Below are 16,461 nucleotides of genomic sequence, written 5' to 3' on the forward strand. Positions count from 1 at the left end.
GGCAGGGCTATCGCATATGTCGCAAACACCGCCTCCGGCCTGTCGACCATCTCTTTCACAAGGCGGCAGAGACCGGCCGCACCTGCTGTTTTCAGCCTCGAACGGTGCGGCAGGTTAAGCCCCTCCCCCTTGTGGGGAGGAGTTGGGGAGGGGATCTTTCCGCAGGCATTCACGACCGCGATTGATGCGAGGGAGACGCCGGTTGCTGCCTCGGAATCAGAGCCTTCAAACCCGACGCTCAATGCATCGACATCCACCCCAAGCAGGTGGTTTGACGAAGCGACATCCCCACCCTCCGTCATCCTCGGGCTCGACCCGAGGATCCAGCGACCCGACGTCCGTCGGGTCAAAAGACTCTCTCACCGCGCAGACGCGCGGTGACTGGATTCCCGTGACAAGCACGGGCATGACGGAGTGTTTGGCAATCGCTTTGTTTCCGGAACACGCTGCCGGCGCCAAAAACGTCACCTTGCCAACAGCCCGAGAGCCAGCCAAAGCCGGGCCCCAAACCCTCCGGAAAACCTTAGCCGCCAAGCCCCTCGAACAAAGCCGTCGACAAATAGCGTTCGGCGAAGGACGGGATGATGACGACGATGGTCTTGCCTTCGTTTTCCGGGCGCTGGCCGACCTTGATCGCCGCCGCCAGGGCCGCACCCGAGGAGATACCGACCGGGACGCCTTCGAGGCGGGCGACGTGGCGGGCGGTCTCGATTGATTCCGCGCTGGAGACGGTAACGACCTCGTCATAGATCTTGGTGTCGAGGATGGCGGGGGCAAAGCCGGCGCCGATGCCCTGGATCTTGTGCGGGCCGGGCGCGCCGCCGGACAGGACGGGGGATTCGACCGGCTCGACGGCGACGACCTTGATCGACGATTTCTTCGCCTTCAGCACCTGGCCGGCGCCGGTGATCGTGCCGCCTGTGCCGATGCCGGAGACGAGGATATCGATGCTGCCGTCCGTATCGTTCCAGATTTCCTCGGCCGTCGTCTTGCGGTGGATTTCCGGGTTGGCCGGATTCTCGAACTGCTGCGGGATGATCGCGTCAGGCAGCGAAGCCGCCAGTTCCTCGGCCTTGGCGATCGCGCCTTTCATGCCCTTCGGGCCTTCCGTCAGCACCAGTTCGGCGCCGAGCAGCGCCAGCATCTTGCGGCGCTCGACCGACATGGTCTCCGGCATGGTGAGGATCAGCTTGTAGCCCTTGGCGGCGGCGGCGAAGGCGAGCGCAATGCCGGTATTGCCCGAGGTCGGCTCGACCAGCGTCGTCTTGCCGGGGGTGATCTTGCCCTGCGCTTCCAGCGATTCGATCATCGCCACGCCGATGCGGTCCTTGACGGAGGCGATCGGGTTGAAGAACTCGAGCTTGGCCAAGAGATTGGCCTTCACGCCATTCTCCTTGGCCAACTTGTCCAGACGCACGATCGGGGTATCGCCGATCGTCTCGGTGATCGAGGAATAGATGCGGCCGCGGCCGGGCTTGCGCTGTTCTGACATGGTGTTCTCCCTTTTCGTTCAGTTGCGGGAACAATAGGGGCAAAGCGGCCGACTTGCCAGAGTTCTCCCGCCGGAGCCTCTGCCCGGATTGGAAAAAACTGTCGCCGAACCGCTGGTCGCAGGATGATTTTTTCAGGTGGCGCGGGCGGCGATATAGGCGGCGGTGACGCCGAGAATGCTGGCCGCCGCCCGGTTCAGCGATTTCAGCGCACGGGGTTGCTTCAGCAGCAGCAGGGCGCGTGACGCAAGCAGAATATAGGGGATCAGCACCGCCATCAGCACAATGAAGGTGGCGCCGACCAGCAGCGCATATTCATTGAAGCCGATCGCGTGCAGGTCGATCAGTGTCGGTACCAGCGCAACATAGAACAGCATGGTCTTCGGGTTGCCGAGGGTAATCAGCAGGCCGGACAGGAAGGACATGCCAAGGCTGGTGCTCTTGCGCGCCTGGATATCCTGCGGCAGCAGGCCGGCCGTCCAGAGCTTCCAGGCGATATAGACGAGGTAGAGCGCGCCAAGGATCTTGATGACCAGGAAAGCGGTGGTGAACGTCTGCGCCACGAAAGCGAGACCGAGGATGACGGCCGTCAGATAGGCGAGATCGCCGAGCACAAGCCCGAGCCCCATGAAGAAGGTTTCGCGAAAACCGGAGCCGAGCGCACGGGCGACGATCGCCGTCATTCCGGGGCCTGGGATGGCGGCCGCGATGAAAAGCGCCGTGGAATAGGCAAGAAGGGTGGCGATCGTCATCAGAAGCTCCGGAATGTGCGCCGGCGACATGTATCGGCTTTTTCTCATCAAGGCAATTTTCCCGGCATTGATCGGCTGCATCGATCGGTTTAATCAGGCGCCCTGTGCAAACGGCGGCGCTTCGAAAGCGTCCGTTCCGCATACCGGCGCGATGACGCCGCCATTGTCCTCGAAGAGGTCAACGCTCTTCCAAACATCGATCAGAGACAAACATGACCACTGCCCTGCTTATCATCGACGTTCAGAATGCCATCCTCGAAAACGAAGGAACGCCGGAACGACAGCCGGCCATCGATGCCGCGCTGACCGAAACCGTCGGCCGTCTGCAGTCGATCCAGGCCCGCGCCCGCGCGGCCCATATCCCGGTCATTCTGGTGCAGCATGACGGCGGCCCCGGAGATCGGTTGGCGCGTTCGTCACACGGCTGGGGCCTGCGCCACGAGATCGCGCCGGTTCCCGGCGAGACCGTCGTCCACAAGAAGGCCTGCGACAGCTTCTTTCAGACAGACCTGCAGGACGAACTGGCAAAACGCTCCATCACCCATCTGGTCGTCGGCGGCTGCATGACGCAGTTCTGCGTCGATACCACGGTGCGCCGTGCCGTCTCGCTCGGCTACGATGTCACGCTGCTATCGGACGGTCACGCGACCGGCGACATGGGCGAGCTGACCTTCCCGCAGATCATTGCCCATCACAATCGCCTCCTGAGCGGTTTCGATGCCGGAGCCCATCACGTCGAATTGCGCCGCGCCAACGAAATCAGCTTCTGAGCCTATTCGAAGACCGGTCGCATGAAGCTGCGCTCATAGCTGAGGATGCAGCGCGTGCGTTCGGCCAGCGCAAAGGCCGCCTGGCATTCGGCATCCTTGGCCATCCGCTCGCGGTAGGTCTCGTAGGCCGCCAGGCTCGGAAAGCTGAAGAGGGCAAGCGCGATGTTGTTTGCGCCTTCATGCGGCATGAAATAACCGTGATGCGTGCCGCCCAGCCGGTTGACCAGCGGGATCCAGAGCCGGGCATAGTCCTCGAATTCCTTAAGCTTGTAGGGATCGATGACGTAACGAAGCGTGCAGGTGATCATGCGGGTCTCCTTGGATCAGGTCTTGCCCGCCTGATGCCGCACCGGGCGGGGCCATGTCCAGCCGAATGTCATGCCCGCCGCCGCAAACAGGATCGCGACCGAGCCGATGATTTGCACCGGCTGCAGCTGATGGCCGAAGGCGATGCGGTCGACGGCAAGGGCGGCCACCGGATAGATGAAGGACAGGGCGCCGGTCAGATGCGTCGGCAGCTTCTGGATCGCGCCGTAGAGCAGAACATACATCAGCCCGGTATGGATGGCGCCCATGGCGATCAGCAGCGACCATTGAGCAGGCTCCGCCGACAGCCCGGATCCGCCGGCAAGCGGCGCCAGCATCAGGAGGCCGGTAACGACCTGGATGAGCGCGATCAGGTGCGGCGGCACGCCCTTGAGCTGCTTGGCGACCATCGCCGCCAGCGCATAGAAGAAGGCGGCGGCGAGCGCCATGGCGATACCCGTCAGATAGGCACCGCCGGTGAAGTCGCCCGCAGGCTTGGCTTCGACGATGGCAATCATGCCGGCAAAGGCGACGCCGAGCCAGGCGAGCTTGGTGGCCGTGACCTTCTCCTTGAAGAACAGCCCGCCGATCGCCAGCAGCATGAAAGGCTGGGTATTGTAGACCATGGTCGAGATCGAGATCGAGGCGCGGGAATAGGCGCCGAACAGCAAAAGCCAGTTGACGACGATCGCGACGCCGCCGAGCACGGCAAGCCCCAGCAGGCGCCGGTTAAGAATGCCGCGCCGGAAATGTCCGAGCGCGCCGCAGATGGCGAGCAGCGTCAGCGCGCCGAACAGGCAGCGCCAGAACACGACATCGACCACCGGCTGCCCGGACATCAGCACGAACCAGCCGATCGTGCCGGAGATCAGCATCGCCGCGGTCATTTCGAGACTGCCGGTCTTGATATCCTTGTCCATGTCCATCCACTCCATTGAACGTGACCGGAGAATATCGCGACGACCGACGCGACAATATGGATTATCACAGGCAATTGCCGTACACTGCCTAATCATCAAAGGCACAGTAGCAATTTGACCTAACGGAGATTTCCTTGCTCGACGATCTCGACCGCCGGCTTATCGACATCCTCTCCGTCAATGCCCGGATCTCCCTGAAGGAACTGGCGCAGGAGGCGGGCCTGTCCTCGCCCAGCACCGCCGACCGGCTGCGGCGGCTGGAGGATCGCGGCGTGATCACCGGCTTTACCGTCGGCATCAATCCGGCGGCGCTCGGGTATGCACTGCAGGCCGTCGTCCGCGTCCGGCCGATGCCGGGCATGTTGCATATCGTCGAAAAGCTCATTCAGGACACGCCGGAATTCGTCGAATGCGACAAGGTGACGGGCGACGATTGCTTCATCGCCAAACTTCTGGTGCGCGACATGGAACAGCTCGACACGATCCTCGACAAGGTGGCCGAACGCGCCCAGACCAACACCTCGATCGTCAAGTCGACCCCGGTGAAACGGCGCCTGCCGCCGCTGACCGGGAAGTAGACCTTAGAACTCCGCCATCGGTGAGAGCATGACGGGGCCATTGAAGGCGTCTGCCGGCAAGCCCCGGATCATTAGGCTCGTGCCGGACGAATAGACTTCCGGTGTCCCCTGCCAATCCAGCCGATCCGGCGGGAAGCAGACTTCGATACGGTCCGGCGTCACATTGAGTGCTGCAAGGATGTCGCTGAGAGGCGGGATCGTCCGTCCGGCAATGTCGAGCAACTTCACCGTCCCGCCATCTTCTTTCCAGGCGGCAACCGCGTCGAATACCTCAAGATGGTCGAGCCTGACATCGCCATCGAAAAAGCTGTTCAACAGGAACATCTCCATCTGGGAAAGGACGGCGAAACGCTCCGAGACCGGTGTCCTGTTCCGCAGCAATTTCTTGAGCAGAGCGATATCGGCATCGTTCTCGAGCGAGAGACGCCGCGCCGTTGTCCAAGGTTTCGCCTCTGGCGGCGAACCCACGAGCCGATACTGCGGGAGAACCCGAAAACCATACGGCTCGTAGAGCGCAGGCTTGTCGGTCAGAAGCAGACCCAGTTCGAAACCCTGTGCGTCACTCCATGCAAACGCCCGTTTCATCAGGTCGCGATAAAGTCCCCGACCCCGCCATTGTGGCCGCACCGCGCCGGACTGAAAGCCCGCCGCTTTCACGGACCGCCCGCCAATCATCACCGGCATGGAGAAGGCACTGAAATTGGCGACGCAAGTACCATCGGCATCGAAATTGCCGAACGGCATGCTCGTCGGGTCCGGGCCACCGAAGCGGTGCTGGATGCCGACATTGATGTCGAACGTATCCTGCAGAAGAGCCACAAGCGCCGACCAGGCGGCGGGATCACCGAAATAGTCCTGACGGAAAGCCGGATGGGCGAGACCGGCGGTCACCTAGACGCCCGTCGAGCCGAACCCGCCGGCACCGCGCTGCGTCTCGCTGGTCTCGGTGGTCTCGCGAACGGTCACTTGCGTCACCGGGGCGATCACCATCTGGGCGATGCGCATGCCGCGCTCGATGACGAAATCCTCGTCGCCGAGATTGACCAGCAGCACCTTCACCTCGCCGCGATAGTCGCTGTCGATCGTGCCTGGGGTATTAAGGCAGGTGATGCCGTGCTTGAAGGCAAGGCCGGAGCGGGGGCGGATCTGAGCCTCGTATCCGGCCGGAATCTCGAAGATGAAACCGGTCGGCACCAGGTCTCGCTTCCCCGGAGACAGGATTATCGGGCGGTCTTCGGCCACCGCAGCCCGCAGGTCCATGCCAGCGGCTCCCGCCGTTTCGTAGGACGGCAGGTCGATATCCTCGCCGTGCGGCAAGCGAAGGAGGCTCAGGGATGGGCGTGTCTGTGCGGGAAGGGTCATGGCGGCATTAGCCTTCCGGCGCCCCGCCCGGTCAATTGCATATTCTCGCCCGAGCCTGTAGAAGACGCCGCAATTCACAGGATTCACATCATGGCCGAAAGTCTCGCCGAGGCGGTCTCCCGCCGCCGCACCTTTGCTATTATCGCGCACCCGGATGCCGGTAAAACCACGCTGACCGAAAAGCTGCTGCTGTTCGGCGGTGCCATCCAGCTTGCCGGCGAAGTCAAGGCCAAGAAGGACCGCATCCAGACGCGGTCCGACTGGATGAAGATCGAACGCGAGCGCGGCATCTCCGTTGTCACCTCGGTGATGACGTTCGAGTATCACGGCAATGTCTTCAACATTCTCGACACGCCCGGCCACGAAGACTTCGCCGACGACACCTATCGCACGCTGACGGCCGTCGATGCCGCCGTGATGGTGATCGACGCGGCCAAGGGTATCGAGCCGCGCACGCTGAAGCTGTTCGAAGTCTGCCGCATGCGCGACATTCCAATCATCACCTTTATCAACAAGATGGACCGCGAAAGCCGCGATCCCTTCGAAATCCTGGATGAGGTCGAGGAAAAGCTGGCGCTCGACTGCGCGCCGGTGACCTGGCCGATCGGTCGTTCAAAGACCTTCTGCGGCTCCTATCATCTGGCCGACAATACGGTACGCGGCGCCGATACGCAGGAAATCCCGACCAAGGTGAACGGCCCGGAAATGGCCGCGCATCGCCTGCCGGAAAACGAGCGCGAAGCCTTTATCGAGGAAACATCGCTGGCGATCGAGGCCTGCAAGCCGTTCGACAGGAAGGCTTTCCTCGAAGGCCATCTGACGCCCGTCTTCTTCGGTTCGGCGCTACGCAATTTCGGCGTGCGTGATCTCATCAACGCGCTCGGCGATTTCGCCCCGCCGCCGCGCGACCAAGTGGCGGACACCCGCACAGTTCATGCCACCGACGACAAGATGACGGCCTTCGTCTTCAAGATCCAGGCCAACATGGACCCGAACCACCGCGACCGCATCGCCTTTGCCCGCATCTGCTCCGGCAAGCTGGAGCGCGGCATGAAGGCGCGGCTGGCGCGCACCGGCAAGCAGCTCGGCCTCACCGCACCGCAATTCTTCTTCGCCTCGCAGCGCCAGCTTGCCGATACCGCCTATGCCGGCGATGTGGTGGGCATCCCCAACCACGGCACACTGCGCATCGGCGACACACTGACGGAAGGCGAACAACTGGTGTTCCAGGGCGTGCCGAACTTCTCGCCGGAAATCCTGCGCCGCGTGCGCCTGGAAGATGCGATGAAGGCCAAGAAGCTGAAGGAAGCCCTGCAGCAGATGGCCGAAGAAGGCGTCGTGCAGCTGTTTTCGCCGGAGGACGGCTCGCCGGCCATCGTCGGCGTCGTCGGCGCGCTGCAGCTCGACGTTTTGAAAGAACGGCTGAGCTCGGAATACGGCCTGCCAGTCTCCTTCGATGTCGCCCGCTTCTCCGTCTGCCGCTGGATTTCGGCCGACAACCCGGCGGATCTCGACAAATTCATCACCGCGCGGCGCGGCGACATCGCCCGCGACCTCGACGGCGACCCGGTGTTCCTGGCGCAGGACTCATTCTCGCTGCGCTACGAAGCGGAGCGCTACCCGGCCATCAAGATGATCGCCATCAAGGAGTATCACGTCGCCAAGGCGGCGTGATATCGCCATCGCAGGAGCCACCATGTTAAACACGGCGACCACCCAACAGGCGACGACACGGTTTCGCAACATCTGCATCTTCGGCGCCGGCGCCATCGGTGGTGCGCTTGCCGCACGGTTTGCCGCCTCCCCGGCCCTTGCGGGCTCGACGATTTCGGCGATCGCCCGCGGCGCGCATCTGCGGGCAATCCGTGAAAATGGCCTGCATCTGCACGCGCCGGGCAAGACCGAGCCGCTGATCGCCAAGTTTGCCGCCACCGACACCGTAGCCGACTTGCCGCCGCAGGATCTGGTGATCGTCACGCTGAAGGGGCATCAGCTTTCCGCCGCCAGCGCCGATATTGCCCGCCTGCTGAAGCGCGATGGCCGCGTGGTGATGATCCAGAACGGCATTCCCTGGTGGTATTTCCATGGCGACACGGCGAGCGGCCTTGAAGGCCGGCAGATCGAGGCGCTCGATCCGGGCGGTCTCATCTGGCAGCGGATCGGTCCGGAGCGGGTCATCGGCGGCGTGATCTATCAGGGCGCACAGATGATCGAGCCCGGCCATATCCGGCTGACCAGCACCGGCCTCCTGCATCTCGGCGAGCCCTCCGGCACGCTGCCGCCCGCGCTGACCGAAATCGCCGATCTCTTCAAGGCGAGCGGCTGGACCATCAAGCCGACCGACCGGATTCGTGACGAACTCTGGCTGAAACTGCTGGGGAACGCCGCCCTCAACCCGATCAGCGCCCTGACCCGCGCCCGGATCAACGAGATCGTCGATGGGCCTCTGGAATCCCTCGTGCGGACAATCATGATCGAGACCAAAACCGTCGCCGAACGGCTTGGTTGCCATGTCAACTCGACGATCGATCAGCGGCTGGAACATACCCGCACACTGGGCGGCGCCAAGACGTCGATGCTGCAGGATCTCGAACAGGGCCGGTCGATGGAGATCATGCCGCTCACCCGCGCGATCACCCAGTTGGCCCGTATGGCCGATGTGCCGACGCCGACAAACGACATGCTGCTGTTACTGATCTCGCAACTCGATCAATCGATGGCGCAGGCGCGCGCGGACACGGCCTGAGCGATGACCGTTCGCCGGATCGTCGCCAACCTCAATGCTCCTGATCCGAAGCTTGCCCGGGCCTTCTATGGCGACGTGCTCGGTCTTGACCTCGCCATGGATCACGGCTGGATCGCCACTTTCGCATCGGGTGAACAGGCAGCCGCACAAGTCTCCATCGCCAGCGAAGGTGGCTCCGGCACGCCGGTGCCGCAGCTTTCGATCGAGGTCGACAATGTCGATGAGGTCTATGCAAAAGCCCAAACCATGGGCTTTGCTATCGTCTACGACATCACCGACGAACCATGGGGCGTGCGCCGCTTCTACGTGCGCGATCCGTTCGGCACGATCATCAACATCCTCTCGCATGGAGCGGGTTGACGACCTGTCTCCTTATCGGCGGTCCGTCAGCATGAGATCGCCGTTTTCATCCACCGAGACTTCGATGCCGATATAGCCGGGGATCGTCTGGTGTGCCGTTTCGAACGGGTGGGTGTGCGTGGCGGTGATGACCATGACGTCGGAACCGGCCGATTCACCGGCGATCACGCCTGCAGCGACGTCTTCGAAGACGAGGCAATCCTTGGCATCGAAACCGACGCGCTTGGCACCGAGCAGGTAGCATTCCGGGCTCGGCTTGCCGCGCGAGACGTCCTCGGCGATGACGATGAATTTCGGCTCCGGCAGGCCGGCGGCGGCGATGCGGACCTTGGCCAATTCGCGCGGCGAGGAGGTGACGATCGCCCAGCGCTCCGGCGGCAGGCTCTTCAGGAATTCGATGGCACCCGGCAGCGGCTTGACGCCCTCGACATCCTCCATTTCGGCAAGGGTGATCTTGTCGGCCTCGGTCTGCGGATCGACGCCCGGCAGGCCCAGTTGGCGGATGGTATCGACGCCGCGCTTGCCGTGCATGGTCGGCAGGAAGGTTGCGACGTCGAGGCCATGGCTTTCCGCCCAGCGGCCCCAGACGCGTTCAGCCGCTTCAATGGAGCTCAGCAGCGTCCCATCCATGTCGAACAGGAAGGCGGAATATTTCTTGCCGAAGACCGGCGACGAGGCGGAGGACAAGGGCGGCTCCTTTGATGATCTGGATGGCCACCGGTCCGGCGGCGATGAGGGTCCCCGTTCGAATAGGCGGATTCCCTCTTGAGATCAAACGGATATCCGCCCGGTCATACCGTAAATCATGCCTTTCACCGGGCCGAGAGGGCGAGGCGCAGGCCCATCAGCCCGAAGGCACCGGCAAAACCGCGCCGCAGCCAGGTCGTCACGCCGGGCCGCGCGATCACATGGCGACGCGCGGCGGCGGCGAAGATGCCGTAAAACACGAAAACCAGGAAGGTCAGGACCATGAAGACGATCGCAAGCCAGAGCATGACGGATGTCGGTGACTGCGTCTCTGCCGGCACGAACTGGGGCAGGAAGGCGAGGAAGAACAGCGACAGTTTCGGATTGAAGCTGTTGAGCAGGATTGCCGTGCCGATGATCCGCACCGCCGACATGGGCCTGGGCTCCTCGGAGATGCGCAAGCTGTCGGTGTCTTTCAACACACTCCAGGCCATGTAGAGCAGATAGACGACACCGATATATTTGATGACCTCGAAGGCCATGGCGCTGGTGTGCAGAAGCGCCGCCAGTCCGGCGACGCTGGCGATGATGTGCGGCAGGATGCCGAGCGTGCAGCCGAAGGCGGCCAGCACGCTGGCGCGGGCGCCGGAATTAAGCCCGATTGCCAGCGTGTAGAGGACGCCGGGTCCCGGCAGCAGAATGACGACGATGGATGTCAGCAGATAGTCGAGGGTCAAGGCACGGCTCCGTTCACAACGTGGAAAACCGCAGCAAAGCGGATCGTGATGCCCGGGTCTTGAACGAAATTGCAGGCTGTCAGCCAAATGCCAGCGCATAGGCGCCCGGCGTGACGCCATGGGCACGGACGAAATGCCGGGTCATATGGCTCTGATCGGCAAAGCCGCCGGCACAGGCGGCATCGGCGAGCGGCATGCCCTTGGCGATCATCTGCCGGACGATACCGATGCGGCGCTGAACGAGATAGGCATGCGGCGTCATGCCCGTTGCCCGCGTGAAGCCGCGCAGCATCTGGAAGCGGCTGAGCCCGCTTGCCTCGGCAAGCGCGGTGAGTGTCACCTCCGAGCTGGGATCATCGTCGATCAGGCTTTTGGCGCGGGCGATGGATGGTGGGAACGACTTGGAAGAGCGAATACCGAGCAGCGAAGCGATAATATCCAGCAGCTCCGTCTCGGCCAGCAACGTTTCCCCACCCTCCGGCGCCAACATGGCGGAATAGACGGATTGAAGCCACCGAGCCATCGCGGCATCGGCCATCACCGGATGGGAAAAGATAAAGTCGGCCGAGCGGCCTTCGCTGATATCGAGACTGGCGCGGGCGATCAGCGCCGGATCGAGATAGAGCATGCGCCAGGCACGGCCGGCATCATCGATCGGGCGGCCGTCATGCACCTCGCCGGGATTGACGGTGATCACATCGCCCGGGCCGGCCTCGACCGGTCCCCTGCCGCTCGCCGATTTCTGCGCGCCGCGGATGATGACACCAACGCCGAACTGGTCATGCATATGCCGGCCGAAGCTGTGGGTACTGTCGGCCTCCACCGCTTCGACGCCCGGCAACACGCATAACCGCATCCGGAATTGTCCGGCTCCCATGCTCCTCAATCCCGCTCCAACCCGGGCAGCGCCTTACGCTCGCCAAACCAGTCCATCGCCGAAGAACACCAGATTTGATGTTTGGGCACAAGCGCGGCGCGCTGGCGGATATTGCCCCAGCGGATGCCGATCACGTCTGCGTCCTCGTCGGTGCCGGTGGTGTAGATTGGCGACCCGCAGGTGCCGCAGAACATCTGGAAACGCGTCCGGCCATTGTCGCCGGTTTTGACATAGGTCTTCGGCTCGCCCGCCGTGATCCGGAAATCCGCCTTCGGGACTGCGACGGTTACGCGATAGACGGAGCCGGTGAGGTGCTGGCAATCGGTACAGTGGCAGATGCCGACCTGTTCTGGATCGATCTCGGCCTCGAAGCGGATCGCACCGCAATGGCAATGTCCGTCGATATGCATGGCGTGCTCCAATACCTCAACGCGATCATATAGTGCATCGGGGCATTTCGGCGACCTCCCTCTTCTCCCCGGCGGGGAGAAATGCCGAGCTTAGCGAGGCGATGAGGGGGCGGCGGCGAAGCCGGCGCGAGTGGTAAACTCTGAAGGTGGCCTTTGGCCCCCCTCATCCGCCCTTCGGGCACCTTCTCCCCGATGGGGAGAAGAGGGAGCAGCTCAGGTATTCAACAGCCAGGCGTGTTCCTTGGCGTTGTTGAATTTCCAGACGCGGGAGGGGCCGGCCATGACGTTGAGGTAATAGAGGTCGTAGCCGTGGATGGTGGCGCAGGGGTGATAACCCTTCGGCACCAGCGTGACATCGCGATCCTCGACTGCCATGGCCTCGTCCAGCGACCGGTCGTCGGTGTAGACGCGCTGGAAGGCGAAGCCCTGCGGCGGATTGAGGCGGTGATAGTAGGTTTCTTCCAGGAAGCTCTCGTCCGGCAGGTTGTCCTGGTCGTGCTTGTGCGAGGGATAGGAGGAAGTGTTGCCGTTCGGCGTGATCACCTCGACCACCAGCAGCGAATGGGCGGAATTGTCGTCTTCCGGCATGATATTGGTGACATGGCGGACATTCGAACCCTTGCCGCGGGTGAACTGCGGATGGGTGCCGGGCGGGATGTGCTTGGTCTGGTAGGCGCCGCCACCCGGTGCGGAGCAGACGGCAAGCTCCAGATCCGTTTCCGCCGTCACCGACCAGTCGGCGCCTGCCCGGACATAGAGCGAATGCGGAGCGCCTTCGAACGGCGTCATGCGCTCGCCGACAACGCCGAAATCCTGTCCGTCGGCGGTCGTCTTGCCCTTGCCGGAAATCCAGACGAGGCAGACCTCACGATCGCCGGTCTCACCCGACGCCGTCTCGCCGGCCTTTAGCCGGTGCATGTCGAAGCCGACATAGGTCCAGTTGGCATTGTCCGGCGTCACATGGGTCACGCGTCCATGGGTGCCATTGGGCTTCACGAGCAGGTTGGGCATGGTGGTCTCCTATTGGTCTGTGGTGGGAGTGATTACCCCTCACCAAGTGCGCCCAGCGTTCGACTTCGTCTCACACGGGCTTACTATCCTCTCCCGCAAGGGGAGAGGTAGAGGTGCCACGATCACCGCTCCTCATGTGAGGCCGGATGGTGCGGCGGGTTTCCTCTCCCCTTGCGGGAGAGGATAGCAAGTCCGAACGAGACAAAATCGAGTTCATGGACGCGCTTGGTGAGGGGTAAACCCCGACATATCACCCCTTCGGAAAACCTTCCGTTTCGACCGTATACCCGGCCGCCGTCATAACGCGCATCAGTTCGGCATAACCGATCTCGGCCATTTTCTGCGGCGGGGCCTTGCGGGGATCCTGTTCCGCTTCGACGACGAACCAGCCTTCATAGCCATAATCGGCGAAGCGCTTCACGATGGCGCCGAAATCGAGCGAGCCGTCGCCCGGCACGGTGAAGGCACCCAGTGCAACGGCATCGAGGAAGGACTGTTTGCTCCGGTCCAGCCCGTCGATGACCGACTGGCGGATGTCCTTCACATGCACATGGTTGATGCGGGCATGATGATTGTCGATGGCGCGCAGCACGTCGCCGCCGGCGAATTTCAGGTGACCGGCATCGAGCAGCAGCGGGATGCCCTCGCCCGAATTCTTCATGAAAGCGTCGAGTTCCGGCTCGGTCTCGACGACGGCGGCCATGTGGTGATGGTAGGACAGCGGCATGCCCCGGTCAGCGCACCATTCGCCGAATTCCGTGACGCGGCGGGCATAGGCCTTCATCTCATCATCGGAAAGCTTCGGCTTGGTGGCGAGCGGCTTGGAGCGGTCGCCCTGGATCGAACGGCCGACTTCGCCATAAACGATGCAGGGAGCGTTGACGGCCTTGAACAGCTCGATCATCGGGAGGATGCGGTCCTTGTTGGCCGAGAGCTCCTCGTTGACCAGCGTGCCGGAGAACCAGCCGCCGCACAGCGTCACATCGGCGGCGCGCAGGATCGGCAGCATCGCTTCCGGATTGCTCGGGAAGCGGCGGCCCTGCTCCATGCCGGTGAAGCCGGCGCCGCGCGACTGGCGCAGGCATTCCTCGAGCGACACGTCATCGCTGAGTTCGGGAAGATCGTCGTTCCACCAGGCTATGGGCGACATGCCGAGTTTGGCTTTCATGAAAGTCTCCTTGGAGGAAGGCAGGCGGCCTTCCGTTATTGTAGTGCTCTCCTCCTCTCCGTCATCCTCGGGCTTGACCCGAGAATCCATGCCACTTTTTCCGGCGTACCGTGTGGGTGGATCCTCGGGTCAAGCCCGAGGATGACGGAAAAGATGTATGTGTTAACCGATGATCTGGGCGGAAAGCGCCTTGACATAGGCTTCGCGCGCCTTGTTGACCTCGGACCGGTCGCTGACCTCCGGCACGGCGACATCCCACCAGTGACCACCTTCCTTCGTGGTGACCAAGGGGTCGGTGTCGATGACGATGACGGTCGTGCGGCCATTGTCACGCGTGTCCTTCAGCGCCTGTTCCAGCTCGGCAATTGACGCGACCTTGAGGGCGACGGCACCCATCGCTTCAGCATGCTTGCGGAAATCGATATCCGGCATCACCTCGTGATAGCTGTCCTTCAACAGATTGTTGAAGTTGGCGCCGCCGGTGCCCATCTGCAGTCGGTTGATGCAGCCGTAGCCGCGATTGTCGAGCAGGACGACGGTGATCTTCTTGCCCATCATCACCGAGGTCGACAGCTCGGAATTGAGCATCATGTAGGAACCGTCGCCGACCATGACGACGACGTCTGCATCCGGCCGCGCCATCTTGACGCCGAGGCCGCCGGCCACTTCGTAACCCATGCAGGAGAAGCCGTATTCCATGTGGTAGGAGCCGGGCAATGTCGCCGGCCAGAGCTTGTGCAACTCGCCCGGCAGGCCGCCGGCGGCGCAGAGAAGCACGGTGTTTTCGCCGGAATGGTTGCGGGCCGTGGCGCCGATGACCTGGGCGTCAGACGGCAAAGCGACGTTGGTGGGCGCCATCGCCTTCTCGGCAGCGGCCATCCACTCAGCCTTGAGCCTGGCAGCCTGTTCCTTCAAGGCGGCTGGTGCGGTCCAGCCGCCGAGCGCCCTGGACAGGGCTTCGATGGTCACCCGGGCATCGCCGACGACGGGCAGCGCATTGTGCTTGGCGGCATCGAAGCTTGCGGTGTTGACGCCGACGAACTTGACGTCCGGGTTCTTGAAGATCGCCCAGGAACCGGTGGTGAAGTCCTGCAGGCGTGTGCCGATCGCCAGCACCAGATCGGCCTGGTCGATGATTGCATTGGCTGCCGAGGTGCCGGTAACGCCGACCGAGCCCATGGAGAGCGGATGACGCTCGTCGATCGAGGACTTGCCGGCCTGGGTAACGACAACAGGGATGCCATGCTTTTCCGCAAAGGCGGTCAGTTCCTTGGTGGCGAGGGAATAGAGCACGCCGCCGCCGGAAATGATCGCCGGCTTGGTCGAAGCCTTCAGCGCCCCGACAGCGGCGGCAAGCTCGTTGTCATCGGCATGCTGGCGGCGGAAAGTCCAGACCTTTTCGTCAAAGAAGCTTTCCGGATAGTCGAAGGCTTCCGCCTGCACGTCCTGGCACAGCGACAGGCAGACCGGGCCGCAATCGACGGGATCGGTCATCACCTGCATGGCGCGCTTCAAGGCCGAGATGATCTGCTCCGGGCGGGTGATGCGATCAAAATAGCGGACCACGGGACGGAAGGCGTCATTGGCCGACAGCGTGCCGTCGCCGTAGCTCTCGATCTGCTGCAACACCGGATCCGGCGCACGGTTGGCGAAGATGTCGCCGGGCAGGAAGAGAACGGGGATGCGGTTGACATGGGCGACGCCGGCGGCGGTCACCATATTCAAGGCACCCGGGCCGATCGAGGTGGTGCAGGCCATGAAGCGCTGACGGAACGAGGCCTTGGCATAGGCGATGGCCGCATGCGCCATGCCCTGCTCGTTATGGGCACGATAGGTCGGCAGCGTATCCTTGATGCCATAGAGCGCCTCGCCGATGCCGGCGACATTGCCATGGCCGAAAATGGCGAAGATGCCGCCGAAAATCGGCAGCTTCTCGCCATCGACCACCGTCATCTGCTTGGTCAGGAACCGCGCGACGGCTTGCGCCATCGTCAAGCGCACTGTTTTCGAGCTCATTGTTTCCTCCTCGGACGAGGGCTGAGCCTCGCATTGATTTCGTGTATGAGGAGGCTCACCCCCCTCTGTCACTCCGTGACATCTCCCCCTCAAGGGCAGGGCTATCGCATATGGAAAAGTCCCCTCCCCAACCCCTCCCCACAAGGGGAGGGGCTTAAACTGCCGCCTCCTCCGTCATTGAACAAGAGGCTGCGGCAGGATTTCTCCCCCCTTGTGGGGGAGATGGCCGACAGGCCAGAGGGGGTCTTTTCCATATGCGATAGCCCTGCCC

18 protein-coding genes are annotated in these 16,461 nt (G+C 62.9%); 5 read left to right on the plus strand and 13 right to left on the minus strand.

Going from position 1 to position 16,461, the window contains the following annotated elements:
* Positions 1-523 precede the first annotated feature (523 nt).
* Together cysK and ACST81_RS22355 are read right to left on the minus strand one after the other, a co-directional pair.
* Positions 524-1,492, minus strand: coding sequence for a cysteine synthase A (cysK, locus tag ACST81_RS22350; protein ID WP_438750675.1), 969 nt, complete (start codon positions 1,490-1,492; stop codon positions 524-526).
* A gap of 132 nt (positions 1,493-1,624) precedes the next feature.
* The gene (locus ACST81_RS22355; protein WP_438753773.1) at positions 1,625-2,242 is read right to left on the minus strand and encodes a LysE family translocator; all 618 of its coding nucleotides are present in this window, start codon (positions 2,240-2,242) and stop codon (positions 1,625-1,627) included.
* A 212-nt stretch (positions 2,243-2,454) separates the two neighbouring features.
* Here ACST81_RS22355 and ACST81_RS22360 point away from each other — a divergent pair, with 212 nt between their 5' ends.
* Complete coding sequence (locus tag ACST81_RS22360) at positions 2,455-3,012, plus strand: cysteine hydrolase family protein (protein WP_438750676.1); 558 nt, start codon at positions 2,455-2,457, stop codon at positions 3,010-3,012.
* A gap of 2 nt (positions 3,013-3,014) precedes the next feature.
* Here the strand turns inward: ACST81_RS22360 and ACST81_RS22365 are convergent, their stop codons facing one another.
* Together ACST81_RS22365 and ACST81_RS22370 are read right to left on the minus strand one after the other, a co-directional pair.
* Complete coding sequence (locus ACST81_RS22365) at positions 3,015-3,320, minus strand: NIPSNAP family protein (protein ID WP_438750677.1); 306 nt, start codon at positions 3,318-3,320, stop codon at positions 3,015-3,017.
* Positions 3,321-3,335: 15 nt separating this feature from the next.
* Entirely contained in the window at positions 3,336-4,238 is a 903-nt protein-coding gene (locus ACST81_RS22370) for a DMT family transporter (protein WP_438750678.1), read from the minus strand.
* Between the two features lie 134 nt (positions 4,239-4,372).
* Between ACST81_RS22370 and ACST81_RS22375 the strand changes: the two genes are divergently transcribed.
* Positions 4,373-4,816, plus strand: coding sequence for an Lrp/AsnC family transcriptional regulator (locus ACST81_RS22375; protein ID WP_438750679.1), 444 nt, complete (start codon positions 4,373-4,375; stop codon positions 4,814-4,816).
* Positions 4,817-4,819: 3 nt separating this feature from the next.
* On the opposite strand, the gene ACST81_RS22380 is transcribed toward ACST81_RS22375, so the two are convergent.
* Together ACST81_RS22380 and dut are read right to left on the minus strand one after the other, a co-directional pair.
* Positions 4,820-5,707 (minus strand): GNAT family N-acetyltransferase, encoded by an 888-nt coding sequence (locus ACST81_RS22380; RefSeq protein ID WP_438750680.1) that lies wholly within the window; start codon positions 5,705-5,707, stop codon positions 4,820-4,822.
* Complete coding sequence (gene dut / locus ACST81_RS22385; protein ID WP_438750681.1) at positions 5,708-6,178, minus strand: dUTP diphosphatase; 471 nt, start codon at positions 6,176-6,178, stop codon at positions 5,708-5,710.
* 90 nt (positions 6,179-6,268) lie between these two features.
* On the opposite strand from dut, the gene ACST81_RS22390 reads away from it, so the two are divergent.
* Genes ACST81_RS22390 through ACST81_RS22400 form a run of 3 tightly spaced genes read left to right on the plus strand, consistent with a single transcriptional unit; the run spans position 6,269 to position 9,284 of the window.
* On the plus strand, positions 6,269-7,852 hold the full coding sequence (locus tag ACST81_RS22390; RefSeq protein ID WP_438750682.1) for a peptide chain release factor 3: 1,584 nt from the start codon (positions 6,269-6,271) through the stop codon (positions 7,850-7,852).
* 22 nt (positions 7,853-7,874) lie between these two features.
* Complete coding sequence (locus tag ACST81_RS22395) at positions 7,875-8,924, plus strand: ketopantoate reductase family protein (RefSeq protein ID WP_438750684.1); 1,050 nt, start codon at positions 7,875-7,877, stop codon at positions 8,922-8,924.
* Positions 8,925-8,927: 3 nt separating this feature from the next.
* A complete protein-coding gene (locus ACST81_RS22400; protein WP_438750685.1) occupies positions 8,928-9,284 on the plus strand; it encodes a VOC family protein in 357 nt (118 codons plus the stop codon).
* Between the two features lie 12 nt (positions 9,285-9,296).
* Here the strand turns inward: ACST81_RS22400 and ACST81_RS22405 are convergent, their stop codons facing one another.
* The 7 genes from ACST81_RS22405 to iolD form a co-directional block, all read right to left on the minus strand.
* Positions 9,297-9,971: an HAD family hydrolase gene (locus ACST81_RS22405; RefSeq protein WP_438750686.1), complete on the minus strand. Its 675-nt coding sequence runs from the start codon at positions 9,969-9,971 to the stop codon at positions 9,297-9,299.
* A gap of 125 nt (positions 9,972-10,096) precedes the next feature.
* Positions 10,097-10,708 (minus strand): LysE family translocator, encoded by a 612-nt coding sequence (locus tag ACST81_RS22410; RefSeq protein ID WP_438750688.1) that lies wholly within the window; start codon positions 10,706-10,708, stop codon positions 10,097-10,099.
* Between the two features lie 79 nt (positions 10,709-10,787).
* Positions 10,788-11,585 (minus strand): AraC family transcriptional regulator, encoded by a 798-nt coding sequence (locus tag ACST81_RS22415; protein ID WP_438750690.1) that lies wholly within the window; start codon positions 11,583-11,585, stop codon positions 10,788-10,790.
* A gap of 5 nt (positions 11,586-11,590) precedes the next feature.
* Positions 11,591-11,995, minus strand: coding sequence for a GFA family protein (locus ACST81_RS22420; RefSeq protein WP_438750692.1), 405 nt, complete (start codon positions 11,993-11,995; stop codon positions 11,591-11,593).
* Between the two features lie 213 nt (positions 11,996-12,208).
* The gene (gene iolB / locus ACST81_RS22425) at positions 12,209-13,006 is read right to left on the minus strand and encodes a 5-deoxy-glucuronate isomerase (protein WP_438750694.1); all 798 of its coding nucleotides are present in this window, start codon (positions 13,004-13,006) and stop codon (positions 12,209-12,211) included.
* A gap of 250 nt (positions 13,007-13,256) precedes the next feature.
* On the minus strand, positions 13,257-14,174 hold the full coding sequence (iolE, locus tag ACST81_RS22430; RefSeq protein WP_438750696.1) for a myo-inosose-2 dehydratase: 918 nt from the start codon (positions 14,172-14,174) through the stop codon (positions 13,257-13,259).
* A 162-nt stretch (positions 14,175-14,336) separates the two neighbouring features.
* A complete protein-coding gene (gene iolD, locus ACST81_RS22435) occupies positions 14,337-16,190 on the minus strand; it encodes a 3D-(3,5/4)-trihydroxycyclohexane-1,2-dione acylhydrolase (decyclizing) (RefSeq protein WP_438750697.1) in 1,854 nt (617 codons plus the stop codon).
* Positions 16,191-16,461: the final 271 nt, after the last annotated feature.

This window comes from Pararhizobium sp. O133 (genome assembly GCF_051669845.1).
In the GTDB taxonomy this organism is placed as follows: Bacteria; Pseudomonadota; Alphaproteobacteria; order Rhizobiales; family Rhizobiaceae; genus Pararhizobium.